The following is a 19359-nucleotide window of genomic DNA, read 5'->3' as shown; positions in this document are numbered from 1 at the left end:
ACACTACGGGTGGGGACTTTATGGGCAAAATATTTCGTCAAACGCCGACAATTAGAAAATCCATATTGTCGATGTAATCGATAGTCTATGCCATTATCCGGATCGAACATCGGGAGGTGGCTCCCGACCACGCGCATCCAGAAAGCAGGAAAGCTTCATGACCGCGACCGCAAAACCCATCGATTTTCTCTGGTTCATCCCGACCTCCGGCGACGGCACCTATCTGGGTACGGCCGATCTCAACCGCGGCCCGGAGATTGGCTATCTCCAGCAGATCGCGCAGGCAGTCGATCGGCTGGGTTATACGGGCGTGCTTTTGCCGACCGGCGTTTCCTGTGAAGAATCCTTCGTGACGGCTGCAGCGCTCTCGGCGCATACGCAGAAGCTGAAGTTTCTGGTCGCCATCCGCCCGGGTACGGCCTCGCCCGCCTATTACGCCCGTCTCGCCTCGACGCTCGATCGTGTCTCGAATGGCCGCGTGTTGCTCAACATCGTCGTTGGCGGCAGCCCGGCAGAGCTCGCCGGTGACGGTATTCATCTCGAGCATGATGAACGCTATGCCCATGCCGATGAATTCTTCCATGTCTGGGAGGAGCTGTTGGAGACGGGATCGTCCACCTTCGAAGGCAAATATATCAAGGCGACGAATGCGCGACTCGGCCTGCCGCCGGTGCAGGCGCCGCGCCCGCCGCTCTACTTCGGTGGATCTTCGGATGCGGGTATCGAATTCTCGGTTGGTCGCGTCGACAAGTATCTGACATGGGGCGAGCCGCCGGCGCAGGTGGCCGAAAAGATCAAGAAGGTGCGGGCAGCCGCTGCCAAGCGTGGGCGCGAGGTCAGCTTCGGCATTCGCCTTCACTTCATCGTTCGCGAGACGGACGAAGAGGCATGGGCTGCGGCCGACAAGCTGATTTCAAAGCTCGACGACGAGACGATCCGCGAAGCGCAGGAGCAATTCGTCAACCAGTCCGACTCCGTCGGGCAGAAGCGCATGGCGGCGCTGCATGGCGGTCGCCGGGACAAGCTGGAAGTTTCGCCGAATCTCTGGGCTGGCGTCGGCCTGGTCCGTGCTGGCGCCGGTACGGCGCTTGTGGGATCGCCGAAGACGGTGGCTGCAAGGTTGCGGGAATATCAGGAGCTCGGCATCGAAACCGTGATCGGCTCGGGCTATCCGCATCTGGAGGAAGCTTATCGTGTGGCCGAACTGCTCTTCCCCGAGCTGGGATTGAAGCGCGACGAGCAGCGTGCCGGGTTCCGCAACGAATTCGGCGCCAAGCAGATTTTCGCGGGCGGCAGTCATGGCGGCAATCTCAAGGTCGTTTCCGGCTCGTAACGCCAGATCAAAGGGAGATCCCCATGTCGGCATTCGACACGTCCTTCGTCCGCGTGGCCTCGGAACGGCGCGCACGCCAGGCCAAGGTCGCGCGGCAAGGCATTTCGTTCCAGAGGTTTCTGCCGTTCCTGCTGCCGGTTGTCGTCATCGCGGCATGGCAGCTGGGCTCGTCGCTTGGATGGATCTCCACCCGCATCATGCCGTCGCCGGCGGCCGTCGTGGTTGCCTTCTGGCAGACCACGATTTCCGGCCAACTCCCGAACAATATCTTAGTCAGCGCCGGCCGCGCGTTTGCCGGCCTGTTGGTTGGCTGCTCGATCGGCTTTCTGCTTGGCATCGCCAACGGCGTGTCGCGGCTGTCTGAACAGCTGACCGATACGACGCTGCAGATGCTGCGAACCATTCCGCATCTCGCCATGGTGCCGCTCGTCATTCTCTGGTTCGGGATCGGCGAGGAATCCAAACTGTTCCTGACGGCGCTCGGCGTGCTTTTCCCGATCTATCTCAACACCTACCACGGCGTGCGCAATGTCGATCGCGGGCTGATCGAGATGGGACGGGTCTACGGCATGAGCAACTGGACGCTGTTCCGGAAGGTCATCTTCCCCGGCGCACTTCCGTCCATCCTGGTTGGTTTGCGGTTTGCCCTCGGCATCATGTGGCTGACGCTCATCGTTGCTGAATCGATCGCGGCATCGTCGGGCATTGGCTACATGGCCAACAATGCCCGCGAGTTCGGCATGACTGATGTCGTGGTGCTGACGCTCGTCATCTACGCCATTCTCGGCAAGCTCGCCGATGTCGTCGCACGGGCGATCGAGCGCAGGGCTTTGCGCTGGAATCCGGCCTATCGGAATTGAGGAACCTCCCATGAGCGTCAACACACTCGATCGCCCGCGGGCGGAAGCCAAAAATTCCGCCGCGCAGGCGGCGGGCGCTGCGGCCATCCATATCAAGGGTCTGGAGAAGAGTTTCGGCAGCAACCGTGTCCTGCGGGGCATCGATCTCGATATTCCTGCCGGGCAGTTCGTCGCCGTCATCGGCAAGAGCGGCTGCGGCAAGAGCACGTTGCTGCGCATCCTGATGGGGCTGGAAGAGCCGAGCGCCGGCCATCTGCGCTTTGAAGCGGTCGATGGTGGTGATACACAGCCCAATACACGCATCGTCTTTCAGGAGCCTCGGCTGCTGCCCTGGCTTTCCGTCGCCGACAATGTTGCGGTGGGCCTGGGCGAGGGCGTGCCACAGGATATTTCGCGCAAGAAGACCGCGTCCGTTCTTTCGGAGGTGCAGCTTGCCGAGAAGGCCGGTGAATGGCCCTCGAGCCTTTCCGGCGGCCAGAAGCAGCGCGTGGCGCTTGCCCGTGCACTCGTCAGCAAGCCCGGGATCCTCGCGCTTGATGAGCCGCTCGGTGCGTTGGATGCTTTGACCCGCATCAGCATGCAGGAGCTGCTGAACCGCGTCTGGCGCGAGCTCGGCTTTACCGCCGTGCTCGTGACGCACGATGTCAGCGAAGCCGTGCATCTGGCCGATCGGGTCGTGGTGCTGGACGAGGGCCGGATCGTGCTCGATCTCGACATTCCCTATCCGCATCCCCGCCGTCACGGCAATCCGGCGCTCGCAGAGTTCGAAGGGCAGCTGCTGGCGGCAATCCTCGGTGACGCGCGGAATTAGAGCTTTTTCGCTTTTCTTCGAATCGCCAAAACGCTCTATCTTTTTGTTTTTACGCAATTCCGGACGGAAAACCGCTACGCACTTTTTCTGGAATTGCTCTAATTCGGCCTGCTATCGTCTCCCTCGACATAGAGCTTGAGGTTATCGAAGCCGATTTCTGTGCCCATGAGGCGAGAGCCGTTGTCGCTGTAGCCGTCGAGGAACACGACCTGTTCGACGAAGGTCATTTTCGTGCCGCCGGGTTCTGAGGCGAAGCTGACCGTTGCCAGCGATACGGAGATTCTGACGTTGTCGAGCATCATGTCGAAGGCATAAATGAAGCGCTCGTTCTGGACGACGTCGATATATCGCGCCTGATAGGCATGCACGACGCCTTCAGCTGAGGCGACGCGACTGCTTTCGCTGCCGCCGGCACGGAAATCGAGCTGGAACTCCAGCGACTTCCAATCCTCATGGCAGCCGAACCATTGCCGCTTCTGCTCCGGTATTGCCCAGGCATTGAAGACCTTTGGCAGGGAGGCTTTGAAATGACGTTCTATGGTGATCGTGGTATGGTTTATCGATCTTATGCTCATTCGTCCGTCGTCTCCGTCGATGTATCAGCAAGAAAGAGGTCGAGCCGGTCGAAGGTCCTGTTCCAGGATGCCTTGCGCTCGGCAATCCAGCGTTCGACAGCTGCCAGCGCTTCCTTGCGCAGGTGATAGGTGCGCACCCGCCCGGCCTTTTCCGACAGGACCAGCCCGCTCGTTTCCAGCACCTGCAGATGTTTCATCACGGTCGGCAGCGCCATGTCGAGCGGCTGTGCCAGTTCCGTGACGGAGGCCGGTCCACGCCCGAGCCTGTCGATCATACCGCGACGGCTTTGATCGGACAGAGCCTGGAACATACGGTCGAGCGCCTGCGGTTCTTCAAGCATTCGGCTTTTCCGGCCGGAACTGCGCCGGCAGCTTGTCACTATAAGGGTACATATGGAAATAGGGCATTGCTTCCTGCAGGACCCGGGCGAAGGATGGGCGCTCGATAAGGCGCCGATAATAGGCCTTCAGCCGGCCATGCTCCTCGCCGAAGGGGACAAGGGTTTCCGCGTAGAATAGAGCCGGCGCGGCGGCGCAATCCGCCATGGTTACATTGTCTCCGGTGATCCAGGTTTTTCCGTCCAGCTGCTTTTCGATCATGCCATAAGCGGTGCGCAGCAAGGTCTCGGCTTCGGCGACGCTTTGCGGGCGCCGCTCCCCTTCTGCGCGGCGCACGTCCGCGACGATCGCTTGCATCGGCTCCTGCACATAGAGATCGAAGAAGCGATCCCAAAGCCGCACACATAGGGCATCCGATGGATCTGTCGGCAGCAGCGCCCTTGCGCCGGGATAATGCCGGTCGAGATATTCGATGATGATACTGGTCTCTGGAACCGTGCTGTCGAGAGCTTCGTCGCGAAGCACCGGAAATTTTGCGAGCGGCCAGAGGCGCACCAGCGAGGCACGCGATTCCGCATTGCCGAGATCGATGATGCGGCTTTCGAATGGCGCCCCGTTTTCATAGAGCGCCATCAAGACCTTGTGGCAAAAGGAGGCGAGGGGATGCTGATAGAGAATAAGGGACACGCGGCGACCTTTCCGAGATCAAGGTTCGAGCTGATACTTATCTGAGTGGCTAAGTATCAGCTCGCCGGTCGCCGCGCAAGAAAATAGTTACCCAAATGGATAACTATTTGCAATGTGATATATTTTCCCTCAATCGGCGAGACGACGGGCGATGACCAGATGACCCGGGGTCGGCTGGCCATCTTCCATACGGACGTTGATGTCGGTGATTTCGACGAGTTCGAAGCCCGTCGCAGTCAGCCGCTCGCGCACATAGGCTTCCGAATGGGCGAAGCGCTGATGCGGGCCGACCATATAGGGACGTCCGGCCATGGTCGCCTCAGGCAGGGTCTCCGAAGAGAAGATGAAGAGGCCGCCCGGCGTCATGTTTTCGGCTGCGCCGAAGAACAGGGGTTCCAGCGCGCCGAGATAGGGCAGGACATCAGTCGCGGTGATCAGATCGAAGGCGTCCTCGTCATTGTCGTCTAGAAAATCCTCGACCTCGGCAACGAAGAGCGTTTCGTAGATATCCTTTTCATGAGCGACTTCGACCATGTTTTCGGAAATGTCGATGCCAGTAATATCCTCGGCGATATCGCGCAGCGTGCCGCCGGTGAGGCCAGTGCCGCAGCCAAGGTCGAGCATCCGCTTGAAGGGACCGAGGCCAAGAGCCTGCAGGCGCTGGCGCACGAGAACCGGGACGTGGTAGCCGAGCTGCTCCACCAGCACATCCTCGAAAATCTCGGCATGCTGGTCGAACAGGGTTTCGACATAGGCGTCCGGCGCTTTGGCCGGTGTCTCGCCGCGCCCCATCGAGGCGATACGCACGGCTGCGCCACCATGGTCTTCCGGATCGAGAGCCAGTACCTTTTCATAGGCTTGAACCGCAGCGTCGATATCGCCCGCCTTCTCCAGTGCCAGTGCCTGGTTATAGGCTTCCGCAAGCGCGTCTTCGTCGATCTTCTTCTTTGCCATGAGTGACAGCCCTTCCATTCGTCACGCAGGCATTAAGGCGCTTGATCGCCTTTTGCAATGCTTGGCGCGCAGGCGCAGAATATGGGCTTCAGGGAAGGCGACTTGGGGGACGCTATCCGAACAAAAGAATAAGGGAGGAAAAATCATGGATAATGAACGCACCACACCGTATCCGACAAGCAGCCCGGCAGAGCGCGGCCGTCCCTCTTTGCCGTCCACATCCGCTGAAGTCACAAACACCTTGACGCACTATTATCGGGGCGAACTGGGGAGGATGACGAGCTGGCGCGATCGCATCGACCGGACATCGAATTGGGCGATCACGGTGGTTGCAGCCCTGCTGTCCGTATCGCTTTCGACACCGACGTCGCATCATGGGGTATTGTTGTTCGGAATGATGCTGATCACACTGCTGTTGCTGATCGAGGCGCGACGATATCGCTTCTTCGATGTCTATCGCTCGCGGGTGCGGCAACTGGAGCGGCACTACTTCGCGCAGATTCTGGCGCCGCAAACGGACCTCAATCCTGATTGGGCCCTGTCGGTCGCCGCCAGCCTGCGTTCGCCCCGGCTGCTGCTCAGCTATTTCGAAGCAGCACAGCGGCGGTTGCGGCGCAATTATTGCTGGATGTATGCGATCCTGCTGCTGGCATGGATCCTGAAGATCTCGACGCCAAAGCTTCAGACCAGCGGCGTAGCGCAGGAGCAGCCGCATTCATGGAGCTATATTGCCGACAACGCGGCTCTCGGGCCTATACCCGGCTTGCTCGTCATCCTCCTCGTCGGGGTCTTCTATGCCGTCGCCCTCTATGGCACGCTCCATCGTGGGCCGGATGACGGCGATTTCGTCCATGGCGAAGCGCATGTCTGATACACGTGTCTCTGACGTGTGACGGGGAGCTGGGCAGATCGAAGCCCGGCGGTTCTAGTGGAGAATGAATTCTCCCTTTAGCGCTCGCCATTCCGTCGCTGAAATCAGCTTGCGATGGACATAACGCACGGAATGCAACGGCCCATCCAGCGTTTCCTGCCAGAATTTCAGGAAGCCGCGCATTTCCGGGAAGTTCGGGGCGAGATCATAATCCTGCCAGATATAGGTCTGCAGGAATTGCGGATGATCGGGCAGGCGGTAGAAGATCTGCGCCGTCGTCAACCCATAACCCTGCAACTGCTTTTGCATGTCGTTATGCATGAGCTTTCTCTTTCCGTTCCCATTCTTGTTCGTGACTCATGGTCACTCAAATATGGAAACAACAGATGGTAAACTCAAGCTTTACAAAAATGTCATGATGGAAATTTATTCACAGAAATCAATGTATTAGCAGCGATTGCATGGGGGTGCTGCCAAGGCTGCGCCCAGGCGCAGCCTTGGCCGGGATCAGCGCTTGAGGTGCCGTGTCAGCCCGCCTTCCATCCGCGCCCAGCCGTTTCGCATGAGTTCGACAATCACGAGATAGAAGATCGCAGCCCAAAGATAGATCTGGTAGTCGTAGGTCCGCGAGAAGGCGTAGCGTGTTTCGCCCATCAGGTCGAAGACCGTAATAATGGAGACGGTTGCCGAACTCTTGATCAGCAGGATGATCTCGTTGCCGTAGGGGCGCAGCGCCACGATGAGCGCCTGGGGAATGATGATCTTGCGGAAGGCGATCCAGGTATGGATACCAAGGGCACTGGCCGCTTCCCGCTGGCCCTTCGGCACGCTCTGAATAGCGCCCCGGACGATTTCCGTCTGATAGGCCGCCGTGTTCAGCGTCATGGCGAAGACGCCGCAATAGAAGGGGTCCTTGAAGAACCACCAGAGGCCGATATCCTCGAAGAACCAGCGAAAGCTCGGGAAACCGTAATAGACCATGAAAATCTGCGCCAGCAGCGGCGTGCCGCGGAACAGATAGACATAGCAATAGGTCAGCGTGCTCAGGATCTTGTTGCTCGACATACGGGCAAAGGCCAGCGGTATCGAGAGAATCGCGCCGAGGATAAAGGATGTGGCGACCAGCTTGACCGTGATCCAGAGACCGTGAAGCAGCCGTGGCCCATAGGTTTCGAGCTTGTCAACATCCCACCCGCTTACAATCATTGCCAGCAGCGAAATACCGAGAATGGCCCAAAGGGTCAGAAAAAAATAACCGGCGATGCGCGCCTTAGAGAGCTTCGTGACCGTCTTCGGCGGCGCCGGCTGCGCGGCGATCAGAACTTCGGCATGGCTCATCGATGGACCTCCGCACGTTTAGCCCATCGATCGAGATAGAAGAGGCCGACGGAAGAGATGACGGCCAGTGTCAGATAAAACAGGCAGGCGATGGAATAGAAGGTGAAGGGCGCCTTGGTGGCGCGGACGGCAATCCCCGTCTGTCTGATGATATCGGCAAGGCCGATGATGGACACGTAAGACGTATCCTTCAGCAGGTTCATCCAGAGGTTCCCGAGATTTGGCAGGGAAATACGCACGAGTTGCGGCACGATGATAAGCCGCATGGTTCGTGCCCGATGAAATCCAAGTGCATCGCCTGCCTCATATTGACCTTTGGGAATGGCTTTGAAGGCAGAGAGGAGGACTTCCGAACAATAGGCGGAAAAGACGATTGCCAGCGCCACCATGCCGGCCGCGAAGGCGTTGATCTCAACGGGTCCGTCATAACCGAATTTAGCGAGCACGGACTGCAAGAGGATCTGCATGCCATAGTAGATGATGAAGAGCGTCAGCAGCTCCGGCAGGCCACGGAAAATCGTCGTGAAGACACCAGCGGCGAGCCTCAGCGATTTCTCTTCCGATTGCTGCGCGAGCGCAACGAAGAAGCCGATGACGATGCCAAGCGGCAGCGTCAGGACCGAGACGGCGATGGTGATCTTCAAGCCGCCGGCAAGCTCGTCGCCCCATCCCGTGTCACCACAGGCGAGCATCGTATTTTGGCCGAACAGAGTGAACAGTCCGGCCGGACCACACAATGGGTCAAAAATCGTACTCAACCAGGTCCACAAGGAACCAAGGGCGGAAAACAATCCGCTCATGCCATATTTCCCCTAGCGGCTTTTGCCGCGTTTCTGCTTATATTCATCTCGTTGTCAAACAAAAACGGCGGAAGGGCAAGCTTCCGCCGTCGTCTTTTCCCAGGGAATCGACGGGCGATCAATCGCCGTAGACGTCGAAATCGAAATACTTATCCTGGATCTTCTTGTAGGTGCCGTCAGCGCGGATCGCAGCGATCGCGGCGTTCAGCTTATCCTTGAGGGCCGCATCGCCCTTGCGGATGGCGATGCCTGCACCGACGCCGTTGATGACCGGGTCGCTTTTCAGCGTACCGAGCATTTTGCAGCAGTTGCCTGCATCGGACTTCACCCATTCGGACAGCACGACGACGTCGTCGATGGCGGCATCGATACGGCCGTTGCTGAGGTCGAGCTTGTATTCGTCAGCCGACGGATAGAGCTTGAGCTCGGCATCCTTCAGGTGGGCGGACGCATAGTTGGCATGCGTCGTGGAGGACTGTGCGCCGATTGTCTTGCCCTTCAGGGCTTCATCGGTCGCTTCCTTGAGAGTGGAGTCCTTCGGAATGGCGATTGCCGGCGGCGTGTTGTAAATCTTGTTGGTGAAGTCGACGATCTTCTCGCGCTCGGGTGTGATCGACATGGACGAGATGATCGCGTCGAACTTCTTGGCCTGCAGGGCGGGAATGATGCCGTCGAAATCCTGGTTTACGAAGGTGCACTTGACCTTCATGTGATCGCAAAGCGCATTGGTTATATCGATGTCGAAGCCGGTGAACTTGCCGCCGGCGTCAAGCGATTCGAAAGGCGGGTAGGTCGCGTCCGTGCCGAAGACGATCGTGTCGCCGTCGGCAAGCGCCGCACCGGCGACGAGCGACATTGCGGCGAAGGACGCGGCGGCAATAAGACGAGTGGAGATGCGCATATTGACCCTCTCTGTTGGTGGCCGGCAGCCCATTATTGTTTTTGGCAGACGGCTCGAGTGGAGCGGGCCGGTGGCCCGCCTCGCGGCGATATTCGTACTTTTTTTTGGGAAAATGCAACTGGAATTACAAAGGCAATCTGCCTTTGCGCAATGCCGCCGTAATGCACGCGCTACACAGGTAAATCTGAATGTAAGCCATCCATTGCGTTCAGGCAGGGTTAATTACGGCAACCTAATAGTGCGGGAACATATAGCGGCTTGCCGCGATTCAGCCTCATGAGAACCGAAAATTGGCCGGGTTCCTGAGGCAATCGCCTTGCCGCTCAGATTCGCAATTCGGCGGACAAAGATCATAAGAGGAGACCCCTATGGGAAAGCGATCCAGACTATTTGCCAGCGCCGCGTTTCCGCTGCTTTCGCTATCGCTCGCCTTCGAGCCGGCAGCAGCCGCGGCCCTTCGTGAACAGCCCATCGCACCGCTTAGCAATGGCCTCGTCGGCGTAGCCGCGACTGCTGCAGATACAAGTTTCGAGGTGGCGCAGCAGGAGGCGCCGGCAGCTCAGCCCGATGAAGAGCAGCTCAAGCACAAGAAGCCTGCCGAAGGCGGGGAGGGCCAGAAGCATCAGGGTGGCGGCGAGCAGCAGCACCAGATGAAGCAGGCTGAGCCCGAGGGTGAGCCGCAGCAGAAGGCGCCGAAGCAGCCGCAAGCGCAACCGCCGAAGGCCGACCATCAGCAGCCCGCCGAGCAGGAGCAGCCGAAGCCGCAGAAGCAACAGCCGGCCGCAGAGGCTCCCCCCGAGCCGAAAAAGCAGCGCCAGCAACCGGCCGAAGAGCAGCCTCAGACACAGCCCGAAGCCAAACCGCAGCCTAAGGCTGTCGCTCCCCAGGCAGAGCCGGAAGCACCGCAGCCGAAGCCGAAGGTCAAGCAGCCCGAAGCCAAGCAGCCTGTGGAGCAAGAGCAACCGAAGCCGCAAAAGCAGCAGCCGGCCGAAGCGCCGCAGCCGAAGGCAGAGCAGCAGCCTGCAACGGAAGCGCAGCCGGAAGCACAGCCGCCGAAGGCCAAGCCTGGTTCGAAGGCGCAGCAGCCGGCGCCGGCCGAGAAGCAGGCTCCCGCGGCGGGCGAACAGCCGAATCAGGAGGCCCAGCCTGGAAAGCAGGCGCAGCCCGAACAGAACGCCCACCCCAAGCCGCAAGGTCAGACCGAAGCTCCGGCGAAGCAGCCTGCCGAGCAGCAGCCGGCACCGGCCGGTGAACCTGCCCAGGGACAAAAGGCACAGCCGGGAACGCAGCCTCAGACGCAGGCACAGCCCGGAACGCCTGCTACCCCCGGCGCTACGCAGGGGCAGAAGCAGGGTGGGGACAAGACCCACGGCAAACAGCCGCAGAACCAGCAGCAGGGCGAGCAGCCCGCGGCCAATCCGCAGCAGCCGGCCCAGCAGGGCACACCGCAAGGACAACCAGCACAAGCTGGCAATCCGGCAACGCCGCAGCCTGGCAAGCAGCAACCGGCCAATGGCGCTGCGACGCCCGCTCAAGCTGGTGCAACGGCTCCCGCCGCCAACGGCAATGGCCAGCAGGCTGGCGAAATTAAGCTGCCTCCGGCCGAGCAGGTCTCGCCGCAGGAACTGGAGCGCCGTAAGAAGATCGCGGAGAATCCCGCCTCTGCCAATGGTCCCGTCATCCTGCCCGTCGAAAACGGAAGCGCGGTTCTGGACAGCCAGAAGGATGCGGTTCGTCGTGGCGAGCATCTGAACAACGGGCAAAATCCCGCTGCCCCAGGCGCCCAGGGTGGTCGCGGACAGGCGGGTCAGGCTCCGCAGAGCGGGCAGGCCCAGACCGCCCCGGCCCAGCAGCCGCCACCGGCTTACACCAAGCCGCCGACCTCCGACGCTGAGGCGCAGCGCGCGACAGCCGGCGCTCAGCAGCAACCTCCGGTCAAGATGGAAGCCGTAACCAGCGAGCAGGGTCGTCGCATCGATCGCCGGCCGGACTTCGCCCCGCCACAGGGAACGACGGTGCAGACCATCATCAATCAGGACAACCGAACCATCGTCAACGTCGACAACACCTATGTCGTTCGTCACGATGACAGCGAGCGCTTCATTCGAGGCGGCGAGCGCCCGGTCTACGAACAGCTGCCGCGTGACCGCTACCGCGAGACGATCGATCAGCCCGATGGTGATCGCGTCATCACGATCCGCAACCGCTACGGCGACATCATCCAGCGCTCGCGCATTGACTCCAGCGGTCGCGAATATGTGCTGTTCTACTCGCCGGAACTGGAAAATCGTCCCGACAATGACGACTACTACCGCGATCCGGGTGAAGATCTGCCGCCGATGCGACTGCTCATTCCGCTGAGCCAGTACATCATCGATACGGCATCGAACCGCAATGCCGACTATTACGACTTCCTGCGTGAGCCGCCGGTCGAGCCGGTCGAACGTATCTATTCGGTCAACGAAGTCCGCTATTCGGCTCGTATCCGCGACAAGATCCGCCGTATCGACCTCGACACGATCACCTTCGCGACGGGCAGCGCCGAGATTCCGATGTCGCAAGCGAGCAGCCTTCGCGGTGTCGCCGATGGCATGTTGAAGATCATCAAGCGTGATCCGACGGAAACCTTCCTGATCGAGGGCCATACGGATGCGGTGGGTTCGGCCCAGAGCAATCTGATCCTGTCGGACCAACGCGCGGAATCGGTCGCCAACGTGCTGACGGATGTCTACGGCATTCCTGCCGAAAACCTGGTCACCCAGGGCTATGGCGAGCAGTATCTCAAGGTGAATACGCTCGGTCCGTCGCAAGAAAACCGCCGCGTCACGATCCGCCGCATCACGCCGCTGGTGCGCCCGGTCGCATCGAACCAGTAAGAAATGGCTTACAGCTTGATAGCAGGGGCCGCCGGGAAACCGGCGGCCTTTCTATTTCGTCGGTTTGCCAAGGCCGACTTTCGCGGCGATGAAGTCGGCGATGGCGAGAGTGTCGTTGAGGTCGAAAACAGCGAGCGGAGCGGCATCTTCCACCGGATGGTCGGCGGCGATAGCGACGATGTGAGGGTCCTGTGGGGCGAGCGGTTCGCGCTTAGCCGCTTCCAGCCGGCGCGCCTCGATTTTCGGGATGGGTTCGCGCTTGTAACCCTCGATCAAGACAAGGTCGCAGGGGGCGAGACGCGCCAGTATTTCTTCGAAGCTCGGTTCGGCGGCGCCGCGCAATTCGTGCATGATGGCATAGCGCGTGCCGGAGACGATGGTGACTTCATGCGCGCCCGCCTCGCGATGGCGAAAGCTGTCGGCGCCGACCTTGTCTATATCGAAATCATGATGCGCATGCTTGATGGTCGAGATGCGATAGCCGCGCTGGGTGAACTCCGTCACCAGCCTCACGGCAAGCCCCGTCTTGCCGGAATTCTTCCAGCCGGCAATGCCGAAGATTTTGGGCCGAGATTTCGTCATGACATGTCTTCCAAAGCTGCCAGCCATGTCTCCGCTTCGGCGAGATCGGCTGGCGTATTGATGTTGAAGAAGGGATCGAGAGGCCCGATTGCCGTTTCGACCGCCGGGAATTCCACCCGCCGCACCTTATGTCGAGCGAGGAAATCCCTGACGCGCCGTTTGTCGTCGGAGGAGATCCATAGTTTCAGATCGGCGGTGGCTGAGACGGGCCAGAGACCGAAAACAGGATGATCCCGGCCGAGTGATGCGGCAATGGCAATCTCATCGGGGCCATGAATGACATGGGCAAGGCGCGCGACAAGATCGGAAGGAAAGAACGGGGTGTCGATGGGGATGGTGGCGATGTGCGAGACCTCAGGGTGACGCAATTGCGCATCCTGCAGCGCGGCAAGCACACCTGCAAGCGGCCCCAATTTACCGGGAGTTCTATCCGGAATGAGCCGCATCCCCATGGCGTCAGGCCAATCGGCATCCGCATTCAGTGCGATCGGTTTGAGCTGCCGTTGCCCGATCTTCGACGCGATACGAGCGATCAAGCTTTCGCCGGCGAGCAGCGCAAAGGCCTTGTTTGCGCCCATGCGGCTGGAACGGCCGCCGGCGAGCAAAACGACGGGAATATCTTCCGGGTTGGGGACGAAGTCGGACATGATTGCGACCTCAGGCGGGAACGCGGGGTTCTGATTCCTGCGCGACAGGCTCGGCCGCCCGCCGTCTGCTTTCGCGATAGAAAGTATAGATACCGGAGGCAATGACAACGGCTGCACCGAAGACAGACCATCCGTCCGGCAATTCGCCGAAGGCGATCAATCCGAGCAGAGCCGACCAGATGAGACTGAGATAACGGAACGGCGCGACGAAAGAGATTTCGCCCGTGCGCATGGCCAATATGACGCCCTGGTAGCCGATCAGCACCAGAACGGAGGCCAGCAGGATCTGCAGGAGCGACGTCGTGCTCGCCGGCTGCCAGCCGCCGAAGGGGATGATGCACAATGCTCCGAATATGGATATGGAAATTGCGGTGCAGAGCGTGACCATCAGCGACGGCACGTCCTTGTCTATACAGCGTGTCGCCAGATCGCGGGCGGCGGTCGCAAACATGCAGGCGATAGCAAGGAGGGCCGCCGTCGTGAACCCGTCACGGCCGGGTCTGATGATGATCAGCACGCCGACGAAGCCGACGGCAATGGCCGTCCATCGCCTCCATCCCACAGGCTCCTTCAAGAAAATCATCGCGCCAAGTGTCACGGCAAGCGGAACAGCTTGCTGGATAGCGGAGGCATTGGCGATGGGCATCATTCCAAGAGCAGTGATGTAGGTTGCTGCCGCCAGAGCTTCGCAGGCGATGCGCAGCGCAATCATCGGCTGCAGGATGACGCGCCAATTGCGCAGAGCGCCCATTCGACGGGCAAGCAGATACACAAAAAAACTCGTGAACAAGCCGCGGATGAAGATGATCTCGCCTGCGTTCATCGTAGCGATAACAGTCTTGGATAACGCATCGCTGCAGGAGAAGCCGGCCATGGAGGCCGCCATGAAGAGTGCGCCCTGCGTATTCTTGGTCAGTCGCATGAGAAAGATGAGTCCCCCGATATACCCGTCTGGATTAGCGCCGTTTTCAGCAAATTGGAATCGGCTGTGTTTCGGCCGAAGTTGAATTCGTTTGAGCGGCGGTCAAATTCGATTGTGCATTGCGGGATATTTGTCATTCAGTGACGTAATTTTTCGCGCTGTGGTCGCGGAATGATACAGTGGTTGCAGTTTTTTTGACGTTGCAGAGGCTTTTAGGCAGGCGATTAATGCTTATTCAATCTTATTTCCCGAGGCTCTCAGCGGTTTTGCATGAGGCAGAAGCCCTTACCGCAGCGCAGCAGGAATGACGATCCCGCCTTCGCTGGAGATTTTTAATAATCCAGTTGAGGCGCCGTATGTTTTTCATTGATCGTCTTTTGCAAGGCCGCAGGATTGTCACCAAAGTCCTTATTTTCGTGGTGCCTCTGGTGGTTCTGATCGCCGGCGTCGGCCTGGTGGGCTATCACACGGCCAATATTCTGAACGGTCATATGACCGTGACGCGCGCCACGATCGAGAATATCAGCGATTTCGAGAACCTTCAGGCCGCCCTGCAGGAATTCACGGGTTCACCTTCTGATGACACGCGCCAGACATTGGCCGCCAAGATCGACGCGCAGGAACAGGGCGTCCGTCGCTTAAGTGGGCTGCTCAGTGACGATCAGCGCGCCAAGATCATTCCGGTCACCGAGCTTGCCGCCAAGATGCGCACGCAGGAAGCGACGCTCTGGTCTATCAGACAGAAGCAGGACAGCGATGTCGAAGCCATCCGGAAGGCGGTGCAGAATATTGAGGCGACCGCCAAGGCCGCCGGTAAGCAGATCGACATCATCCGCAAGGATTTCAGCGACAAGGAAACCTTCGCCAAGGAACTGCTCTACGATGCTGCGGCCTATAAGGGCCTGTCGGAGAAGATGAGCAATCTGCGCATCCAGGTGCAGATGGCTGCCGATTCCACCGAGGAGATTTCAGACGCGCGCACCTATGCGGACGCTATCCTGAAGCAGGTGACGGTTTCCAAGGCACTAGTTTCCAAGCGCGGCGCCAGCCTCGTCGCCAATGCCTCCGATGCGGCCGACAAGCTCGATGCGGTATTGAAGGGATCCGGCACGCCGGACCAGAAGGTCGAGGCGATGGGGCCGATCCTGCAGAGCTTCGTGAAGATCGAGGGCGAGATGACCCTGCAGTCTGCCAAGAACAGCGATACCGCCGCCGATCGTTTCGTCAGCCTCGACAAGATCATCGACGGCCAGAAGGAGCTTCTGGATCATGTAGATCAGGCGCTTAGTCTGGTCGATCGCCTGATATTGCATGCCTCGCGCATGGAAAACGTTCGCGATGCCGCCTCACGCGAACCGGTGCTTGCGGATCTCAAGGATCTGCAGAGCATAGCTGCAAGGATTTCGGAGCTCGGCCCGACCAACGCCACCATGCGTGATTTTGCGGCTCACATGAAGCCGCTGATCGAGGGCTTGACCAATGGATCGGCCGACCTGCTGCAGACGGCAGCCGACTGGAAGACGACGCGTGTTCAGTCCAACACCTTGCTCGCCGATGCGATGACCTCGCTGCGTGGCTTCGTTGCTCAGGCACAGGAACTTGGCAAGGAAGACAGCGAGCGTTCGGCCAACGTCTCGGTCATCGCCATGATCGTTGGTACGCTGCTTGCCATCATCGGCGGCCTCATGCTCGTAGAAACCCTGCGCGGTCCGCTGAAGCGCGTCGCCGACGTGATGACGCGCCTTGCGAGCGGCGACCTGGAAGTCGCGATCGACGGCCGCAATCGCGGCGATGAGATCGGCGACATGGTACGCTCCGTCAGCGTCTTCCGCGATGCCGCGCTTGAAAATGTCCGGCTGGAGCGGGAAGCCGAAAGCGCCCGTGCGCTCTCTGCGGAAGAGGCTGCCCGTCGCGCCGCCGAGCGTGCCCGCATCGAAGCCGAGCAGAAGCAGGCACTCAATGCGCTGGCCGACGTTCTCGCCAAGCTTGCCGACGGCAATCTGGAAGAGGGAATGCGCGAGGACCTTTCGGCTGACTTCGTGGAAATGGCCTTCACCTACAATCACGCGGTCGAGGCGCTGCGTGAGACCCTGACGGACGTGCGCTACACGGCCGAGGAGATCAAGGGCGGCACCGGCAATCTTGCCATGTCGGCCGACGACCTCGCTCGGCGCACCGAGCAGCAGGCTGCCGCCCTCGAGGAAAGCTCGCGGGCACTGCATCGTCTCAGCGACGTTGTGCGCTCGACCGCCGATCGTGCACGGCAAACGGCGACCTCCGTCAACGAGACGCAGGCCTATGCGACCCAATCGGGCGAAGTCGTCGCCAAGGCTGTGGGCGCCATGAGCGAGATCAACCGTTCGTCGGAGAAGATCGCCACTATCATCGGGGTCATCGACGAGATCGCCTTCCAGACCAACCTCCTTGCTCTGAATGCCGGTGTCGAGGCAGCCCGTGCCGGTGAGGCCGGCCGCGGCTTTGCTGTTGTCGCTCAGGAGGTGCGTGAACTTGCGCAGCGCTGCGCCAATGCGGCAAAGGAGATCAAGGGCTTGATTTCCGCAAGCTCCACCCAGGTGCGGAACGGCGTTCATCTGGTCGAGCAGACCGGCGCAGCTCTGACCGAGATCATCAACCACGTCACCGGCGTTCAGAGGCTCGTTGCCGACATTTCGTCGGCGACCACCGAGCAATCGACCGGTATCGAGGAAGTCACCCGCGCGGTTTCCGAAGTCGAGCTAATTACGCAGCGGAACGCGGCGATGGTCGAGGAGAACAATGCGGAGATCCACGGCCTGCGTCAGCGCGTGGACATGCTTTCGGAAAAGATCGATCGCTTCCGCACCGGCGATGGCGAGGCGGAGCATGCGAGCTATGGCAATGCGGATGCACGTTACCGCGCCGCGTAAGGCTGCATCGATGGAAAGACTATCATGAATCGAAAAGCGCCGGGCCAACGGTCCGGCGCTTTTCCATTGAAGTCTGTTTTCCAATTACTGAATTGCGAGCGAATTACTGTCCGAGATGGAGCGTCTCGCCATCGGCGGGAATGAGCAGCCGCGAGGGATCGAGACCGCCTGCCTCTGCGGTTTGGCGAAGATCCTGGCGCGTGATGGTCGCGTGATCGAGTGCTTCCATGTGAGTTGCGACGATGGTTGCTTGCGGGGCGAGGCGGCTGACTTCGAGTGTCTGTTTGTCGTCCATGACGATCAGGTCGCCATCCCAACGGGCGCCGCAGGAATGGGTGACGATGATATCGGGGGAGAATTCACGGATCGTTTCGGCGACCGGAGGGTAAAGCACGGTATCGCCAGCCCAATAGACGGTGGGTTCGCTGACAGCTTCCAGCGTGAGGCCGATGACCGGCCCCATTTTTTCCACCACTGACCCAACGCCGTGGCTGCCTTGCCGCGGCGTGATTGTTACGCCTTGCCAAACGACCGATTGCGTGAGGGGCGTGACGTTTGCGAATCCCGCGTCGCGGATACGTCCTTCGTCACCGGGTTGGCAAAGGATCGGCAGTGTTTTCGGCACGCGCTCCTTCGCCACGGCATCGAAATGATCGGTATGGAGATGCGATACGATCACCAGCTCGACGCCCTGGAGAATGTCGTCGATCGAACGCGGCAGTTCCGTCATCGGATTGGGAGAGCGGCCGGTGAAGGACGGGAGACTGTGGCGCGGTGCAAAGTAAGGGTCGATCAGCAGAATATGGCCGCCATAGGTGACCTTCAGCGTCGCATTGCGAATAAGCTCAAGCTGCATATTTGATGTTCTCGGTGGGATTTAGCCGCCGGTGACGCTCATGTGGCGACCGACTGCCGGACGGTTGTGCGTGCGGTCGATGATGAAATCATGACCCTTCGGCTTGCGGGTGATGGCTTCGTCTATCGCTGCATGGAGCAGGGCGTCATCCTCGCTTGCGCGCAACGCCGTGCGCAGGTCGGCCGCGTCGTTTTGCCCGAGGCACATATAGAGCGTGCCCGTGCAGGTGAGCCTTACGCGATTGCAGCTCTCGCAGAAATTATGGGTCATGGGCGTGATGAAGCCGAGGCGACCGCCGGTTTCGGCGACTTCGACGTAACGGGCAGGGCCGCCCGTCTGGTAGGGAATGTCCACCAGCGTGAACTCACGCTCGAGATCGGTGCGCAACTGGGAGAGCGGGAGATACTGGTCGGTGCGGTCTTCGTCGATCTCGCCCATGGGCATGGTCTCGATGACGGTCAGGTCCATGCCGCGACCATGCGCGAACCGTAGCAGGTCGGGAATTTCGGTATCGTTGAAGCCTTTGAGCGCGACGGCGTTGAGCTTGATCTTCAGACCGGCTTTCTGCGCTGCGTCGATGCCTTCCATCACCTTGGAGAAATCTCCCCAGCGGGTGATCGTGCGGAATTTATCAGGATCCAGTGTATCGAGCGACACGTTGATGCGCCGGACGCCGCTATCGTAAAGCTCTTCGGCATGGCGGGCGAGCTGCGAGCCGTTTGTCGTCAGGGTCAATTCGTCAAGCGCGCCATTTTTCACGCTCTCACCGAGCTTGCGGACCAGAAACATGATGTTCTTGCGCACCAGAGGTTCGCCGCCGGTGAGCCTGATCTTGCGCACGCCCTTGGCGATGAAGGCGGAACAGAGCCGGTCGAGCTCCTCGAGCGTCAGCAGATCCTTCTTCGGCAGGAAGGTCATGTGCTCGGCCATGCAGTAGGTGCAGCGGAAATCACAGCGGTCGGTGACGGAAACGCGGAGATAGGTGACCGCACGCCCAAAGGGGTCGATCATCGGGCCAGTATCTGCTGCCAGCGGCGATGCGCCGCCTATCGTGCCAATTATGCTATTCACTCGAACCTCCGTCAGGTCACTAATGTGTGC

19 protein-coding genes are annotated in these 19359 nt (G+C 60.0%); 6 read left to right on the top strand and 13 right to left on the bottom strand.

The features are described 5' to 3' along the window. Nucleotides 1-157 precede the first annotated feature (157 nt). From ssuD to AC13RE_RS02730, 3 genes are read left to right on the top strand one after another with little or no spacing between them, the layout of a single operon-like run. Entirely contained in the window at nucleotides 158-1333 is a 1176-nt protein-coding gene (gene ssuD / locus AC13RE_RS02740) for an FMNH2-dependent alkanesulfonate monooxygenase (RefSeq protein WP_132716843.1), read from the top strand. Between the two features lie 23 nt (nucleotides 1334-1356). Beyond that, complete coding sequence (ssuC, locus tag AC13RE_RS02735; protein WP_488561864.1) at nucleotides 1357-2193, top strand: aliphatic sulfonate ABC transporter permease SsuC; 837 nt, start codon at nucleotides 1357-1359, stop codon at nucleotides 2191-2193. Between the two features lie 10 nt (nucleotides 2194-2203). Beyond that, on the top strand, nucleotides 2204-3004 hold the full coding sequence (locus AC13RE_RS02730) for an ABC transporter ATP-binding protein (RefSeq protein ID WP_488561863.1): 801 nt from the start codon (nucleotides 2204-2206) through the stop codon (nucleotides 3002-3004). Nucleotides 3005-3102: 98 nt separating this feature from the next. Here AC13RE_RS02730 and AC13RE_RS02725 read toward each other — a convergent pair whose 3' ends face one another. The 4 genes from AC13RE_RS02725 to AC13RE_RS02710 all read right to left on the bottom strand — a co-directional run bounded on the left by AC13RE_RS02725 (nucleotide 3103) and on the right by AC13RE_RS02710 (nucleotide 5559). After that, nucleotides 3103-3579, bottom strand: a complete 477-nt coding sequence (locus AC13RE_RS02725) for an SRPBCC family protein (protein ID WP_132716840.1) — start codon at nucleotides 3577-3579, stop codon at nucleotides 3103-3105. Next, nucleotides 3576-3920 carry an ArsR/SmtB family transcription factor gene (locus AC13RE_RS02720; protein ID WP_488561862.1) on the bottom strand — a complete coding sequence of 115 codons (345 nt, stop codon included), beginning with the start codon at nucleotides 3918-3920 and terminating at the stop codon, nucleotides 3576-3578. The genes AC13RE_RS02725 and AC13RE_RS02720 overlap by 4 nt, the downstream gene beginning before the upstream one ends. Beyond that, on the bottom strand, nucleotides 3913-4605 hold the full coding sequence (locus AC13RE_RS02715) for a glutathione S-transferase family protein (protein ID WP_488561861.1): 693 nt from the start codon (nucleotides 4603-4605) through the stop codon (nucleotides 3913-3915). The genes AC13RE_RS02720 and AC13RE_RS02715 overlap by 8 nt, the downstream gene beginning before the upstream one ends. Before the next feature lie 129 nt (nucleotides 4606-4734). Next, nucleotides 4735-5559, bottom strand: coding sequence for a methyltransferase domain-containing protein (locus tag AC13RE_RS02710; protein WP_488561860.1), 825 nt, complete (start codon nucleotides 5557-5559; stop codon nucleotides 4735-4737). 145 nt (nucleotides 5560-5704) lie between these two features. Here AC13RE_RS02710 and AC13RE_RS02705 point away from each other — a divergent pair, with 145 nt between their 5' ends. Beyond that, complete coding sequence (locus AC13RE_RS02705; RefSeq protein WP_488561859.1) at nucleotides 5705-6430, top strand: DUF2270 domain-containing protein; 726 nt, start codon at nucleotides 5705-5707, stop codon at nucleotides 6428-6430. Between the two features lie 54 nt (nucleotides 6431-6484). On the opposite strand, the gene AC13RE_RS02700 is transcribed toward AC13RE_RS02705, so the two are convergent. The 4 genes from AC13RE_RS02700 to AC13RE_RS02685 form a co-directional block, all read right to left on the bottom strand. After that, on the bottom strand, nucleotides 6485-6751 hold the full coding sequence (locus AC13RE_RS02700) for an usg protein (protein ID WP_015340141.1): 267 nt from the start codon (nucleotides 6749-6751) through the stop codon (nucleotides 6485-6487). Between the two features lie 186 nt (nucleotides 6752-6937). Next, a complete protein-coding gene (locus AC13RE_RS02695; RefSeq protein ID WP_488561858.1) occupies nucleotides 6938-7768 on the bottom strand; it encodes an ABC transporter permease in 831 nt (276 codons plus the stop codon). Further along, nucleotides 7765-8568 carry an ABC transporter permease gene (locus AC13RE_RS02690; protein WP_015340139.1) on the bottom strand — a complete coding sequence of 268 codons (804 nt, stop codon included), beginning with the start codon at nucleotides 8566-8568 and terminating at the stop codon, nucleotides 7765-7767. The genes AC13RE_RS02695 and AC13RE_RS02690 overlap by 4 nt, the downstream gene beginning before the upstream one ends. A gap of 118 nt (nucleotides 8569-8686) precedes the next feature. Next, nucleotides 8687-9469 carry a lysine/arginine/ornithine ABC transporter substrate-binding protein gene (locus tag AC13RE_RS02685; protein WP_015340138.1) on the bottom strand — a complete coding sequence of 261 codons (783 nt, stop codon included), beginning with the start codon at nucleotides 9467-9469 and terminating at the stop codon, nucleotides 8687-8689. A gap of 368 nt (nucleotides 9470-9837) precedes the next feature. Here AC13RE_RS02685 and AC13RE_RS02680 point away from each other — a divergent pair, with 368 nt between their 5' ends. Then, on the top strand, nucleotides 9838-12345 hold the full coding sequence (locus AC13RE_RS02680; protein ID WP_488561857.1) for an OmpA family protein: 2508 nt from the start codon (nucleotides 9838-9840) through the stop codon (nucleotides 12343-12345). Nucleotides 12346-12396: 51 nt separating this feature from the next. On the opposite strand, the gene mobB is transcribed toward AC13RE_RS02680, so the two are convergent. The 3 genes from mobB to AC13RE_RS02665 are packed head-to-tail and all read right to left on the bottom strand — an operon-like array spanning nucleotide 12397 to nucleotide 14496. Then, a complete protein-coding gene (gene mobB, locus AC13RE_RS02675; RefSeq protein WP_488561856.1) occupies nucleotides 12397-12927 on the bottom strand; it encodes a molybdopterin-guanine dinucleotide biosynthesis protein B in 531 nt (176 codons plus the stop codon). Then, nucleotides 12924-13574 (bottom strand): molybdenum cofactor guanylyltransferase MobA, encoded by a 651-nt coding sequence (gene mobA, locus AC13RE_RS02670; protein ID WP_488561855.1) that lies wholly within the window; start codon nucleotides 13572-13574, stop codon nucleotides 12924-12926. Before mobA ends, mobB begins: the two co-directional genes overlap by 4 nt. A gap of 10 nt (nucleotides 13575-13584) precedes the next feature. Beyond that, nucleotides 13585-14496 (bottom strand): DMT family transporter, encoded by a 912-nt coding sequence (locus AC13RE_RS02665; protein WP_132716832.1) that lies wholly within the window; start codon nucleotides 14494-14496, stop codon nucleotides 13585-13587. A gap of 356 nt (nucleotides 14497-14852) precedes the next feature. Here AC13RE_RS02665 and AC13RE_RS02660 point away from each other — a divergent pair, with 356 nt between their 5' ends. Further along, nucleotides 14853-17402 carry a methyl-accepting chemotaxis protein gene (locus tag AC13RE_RS02660; RefSeq protein ID WP_132716831.1) on the top strand — a complete coding sequence of 850 codons (2550 nt, stop codon included), beginning with the start codon at nucleotides 14853-14855 and terminating at the stop codon, nucleotides 17400-17402. Nucleotides 17403-17505: 103 nt separating this feature from the next. Here the strand turns inward: AC13RE_RS02660 and AC13RE_RS02655 are convergent, their stop codons facing one another. Next, entirely contained in the window at nucleotides 17506-18258 is a 753-nt protein-coding gene (locus AC13RE_RS02655) for an MBL fold metallo-hydrolase (protein ID WP_488561854.1), read from the bottom strand. 21 nt (nucleotides 18259-18279) lie between these two features. Further along, complete coding sequence (gene moaA, locus AC13RE_RS02650; protein ID WP_488561853.1) at nucleotides 18280-19329, bottom strand: GTP 3',8-cyclase MoaA; 1050 nt, start codon at nucleotides 19327-19329, stop codon at nucleotides 18280-18282. Nucleotides 19330-19359: the final 30 nt, after the last annotated feature.

It is taken from the genome of Martinezella sp. CNPSo 3959, from assembly GCF_057784355.1.
Note: the sequence above shows the minus strand (reverse complement) of the source record. Positions and strands in the feature narration are given on the sequence as shown.

Excerpts from the sequence above, each read along its gene's own strand:
- ssuD (WP_132716843.1), top strand. The coding sequence starts at position 158 with ATGACCGCGACCGCAAAACCCATCGATTTTCTCTGGTTCATCCCGACC.
- ssuC (WP_488561864.1), top strand. The coding sequence starts at position 1,357 with ATGTCGGCATTCGACACGTCCTTCGTCCGCGTGGCCTCGGAACGGCGC.
- AC13RE_RS02730 (WP_488561863.1), top strand. The coding sequence starts at position 2,204 with ATGAGCGTCAACACACTCGATCGCCCGCGGGCGGAAGCCAAAAATTCC.
- AC13RE_RS02725 (WP_132716840.1), bottom strand. The coding sequence starts at position 3,579 with ATGAGCATAAGATCGATAAACCATACCACGATCACCATAGAACGTCAT.
- AC13RE_RS02720 (WP_488561862.1), bottom strand. The coding sequence starts at position 3,920 with ATGCTTGAAGAACCGCAGGCGCTCGACCGTATGTTCCAGGCTCTGTCC.
- AC13RE_RS02710 (WP_488561860.1), bottom strand. The coding sequence starts at position 5,559 with ATGGCAAAGAAGAAGATCGACGAAGACGCGCTTGCGGAAGCCTATAAC.
- AC13RE_RS02705 (WP_488561859.1), top strand. The coding sequence starts at position 5,705 with ATGGATAATGAACGCACCACACCGTATCCGACAAGCAGCCCGGCAGAG.
- AC13RE_RS02700 (WP_015340141.1), bottom strand. The coding sequence starts at position 6,751 with ATGCATAACGACATGCAAAAGCAGTTGCAGGGTTATGGGTTGACGACG.
- AC13RE_RS02695 (WP_488561858.1), bottom strand. The coding sequence starts at position 7,768 with ATGAGCCATGCCGAAGTTCTGATCGCCGCGCAGCCGGCGCCGCCGAAG.
- AC13RE_RS02690 (WP_015340139.1), bottom strand. The coding sequence starts at position 8,568 with ATGAGCGGATTGTTTTCCGCCCTTGGTTCCTTGTGGACCTGGTTGAGT.
- AC13RE_RS02685 (WP_015340138.1), bottom strand. The coding sequence starts at position 9,469 with ATGCGCATCTCCACTCGTCTTATTGCCGCCGCGTCCTTCGCCGCAATG.
- AC13RE_RS02680 (WP_488561857.1), top strand. The coding sequence starts at position 9,838 with ATGGGAAAGCGATCCAGACTATTTGCCAGCGCCGCGTTTCCGCTGCTT.
- mobB (WP_488561856.1), bottom strand. The coding sequence starts at position 12,927 with ATGACGAAATCTCGGCCCAAAATCTTCGGCATTGCCGGCTGGAAGAAT.
- mobA (WP_488561855.1), bottom strand. The coding sequence starts at position 13,574 with ATGTCCGACTTCGTCCCCAACCCGGAAGATATTCCCGTCGTTTTGCTC.
- AC13RE_RS02665 (WP_132716832.1), bottom strand. The coding sequence starts at position 14,496 with ATGCGACTGACCAAGAATACGCAGGGCGCACTCTTCATGGCGGCCTCC.
- AC13RE_RS02660 (WP_132716831.1), top strand. The coding sequence starts at position 14,853 with ATGTTTTTCATTGATCGTCTTTTGCAAGGCCGCAGGATTGTCACCAAA.
- AC13RE_RS02655 (WP_488561854.1), bottom strand. The coding sequence starts at position 18,258 with ATGCAGCTTGAGCTTATTCGCAATGCGACGCTGAAGGTCACCTATGGC.